The organism is Streptomyces sp. NPDC058469 (assembly GCF_042721125.1).
Classification (GTDB): domain Bacteria; phylum Actinomycetota; class Actinomycetes; order Streptomycetales; family Streptomycetaceae; genus Streptomyces.
Genome location: NZ_JBHXME010000358.1, coordinates 1 through 1,567, shown reverse-complemented (window position 1 = coordinate 1,567; position 1,567 = coordinate 1). Strand labels below are relative to the sequence as shown.

Here is a 1,567-nt window from a genome sequence, read left to right as displayed (position 1 = left end):
GCCACCCACACTTGGGTGGCCGGGCCGCAGTACGTTCAGCGCGCTCGGGTCAGACAGCCGGTGCGGGGTACGTCGGGTACTCGACCCCGGAGACGTGCTGGACGACGCGGATGACCTGGCAGGAGTAGCCGAACTCGTTGTCGTACCAGAGGTAGAGGATCGCGTTGTCGCCGTCGACCTTGGTGGCGCCCGCGTCGATGATCGAGGCGTGGCGCGAGCCCATGAAGTCGCTCGACACCGCGTCGGGGGCCGTGGTGAAGTCGATCTGCCGTTTGAGCGGGGACGTCAGCGAGACATCGCGGAGGTAGTCGAGGACCTCGGCGCGGGTGGTCTCGCGGCCGAGCCGCAGGCTGAGGATCGCGATCGACACGTCCGGCACCGGGACCCGGATCGAACTGCCGGTGATCGGCGCCTTCAGGTCGGGCAGCGCCTTGGCGACGGCGGAGGCGGCACCGGTCTCGGTGATCACCATGTTCAGCGGCGCCGAACGGCCGCGACGGTCGGCCTTGTGGTAATTGTCCAGCAGATTCTGGTCGTTGGTGAACGAGTGGACGGTCTCCACATGGCCGCGCAGCACACCGTACTCGTCGGCCATCGCCTTCAGCGGCGGCACGATCGCGTTGGTGGTGCAGGACGCGCAGGACAGGATCTGCTCGTCCGGCTTGATCGTGTCGTGGTTGACGCCGTGCACGATGTTGGGGACGTCGCCCTTGCCGGGTGCGGTCAGGACGACCTTGTCGATGCCGGGCCGCAGATGCCCCGAAAGCCCTTCCCGGTCACGCCACTTGCCCGTGTTGTCGATGAGGATGGCGTCCTTGATGCCGTACGCCGTGTAGTCGACCTCCGACGGGTCGCCCGCGTAGATCACCTTGATCTCGTTGCCGTTGGCGATGATCGTGCCGTTCGCCTCGTCGACGGTGATCGTGCCCTGGAACTGGCCGTGGATCGAGTCGCGGCGCAGCAGCGAGGCGCGCTTCACGAGATCCTCGACGGCCCGTCCCCCACCCCGGCGCACGACGATGGCCCGCAGCCGCAGACCGTTGCCCGAGCCGGCCTTCTCGATGAGCAGGCGGGCGACCAGGCGGCCGATGCGGCCGAAGCCGTAGAGGACGACGTCGCGGCCCTCGCGGCACTCGATCTTGTTGGCGCCGGTGGCACCAGCGACGGCCTCGGCGGTGAACTCCTCGACGGAGAGGCCGCGTTCGTCGCTCCGGTGGGTCGCGGCGAGCATGCCGATGTCGATCTGGGAGGGGCCCAGGTCGAGCGTGGTGAGCGTCCGCAGGTAGGGGAGGGTCTCGGTGACGGAGAGTTCCTCGCCGGCGATCTGGCGGGCGAACCGGTGGGTCTTGAGGATGCTGACCACCGACTTGTTGACCAGAGAGCGGCTGTGCAGCAGGACCGTGACGTCCCGCTCGCGGTGCAGCTTCCCGATCATCGGGATCATCGACTCCGCGATCTCCTCGCGGGTCTTCCAGTTGGTGAACGAGTCCTCGTTGACAGGCACAGGTTTCTCTTTCGAGCTAGGCGGCGCTCATATGCTAACCCGCTGTTCATCTGCCCGTTCAGC

The 1,567-nt window shown here is 67.3% G+C and carries 1 protein-coding gene; it reads right to left on the bottom strand.

The genetic code is table 11. From position 1 onward, the window contains the following. Positions 1 to 49: 49 nt before the first annotated feature. Positions 50 to 1,504 carry a glyceraldehyde-3-phosphate dehydrogenase gene (locus tag ACFWP5_RS52435; protein WP_384174545.1) on the bottom strand — a complete coding sequence of 485 codons (1,455 nt, stop codon included), beginning with the start codon at positions 1,502 to 1,504 and terminating at the stop codon, positions 50 to 52. Positions 1,505 to 1,567: the final 63 nt, after the last annotated feature.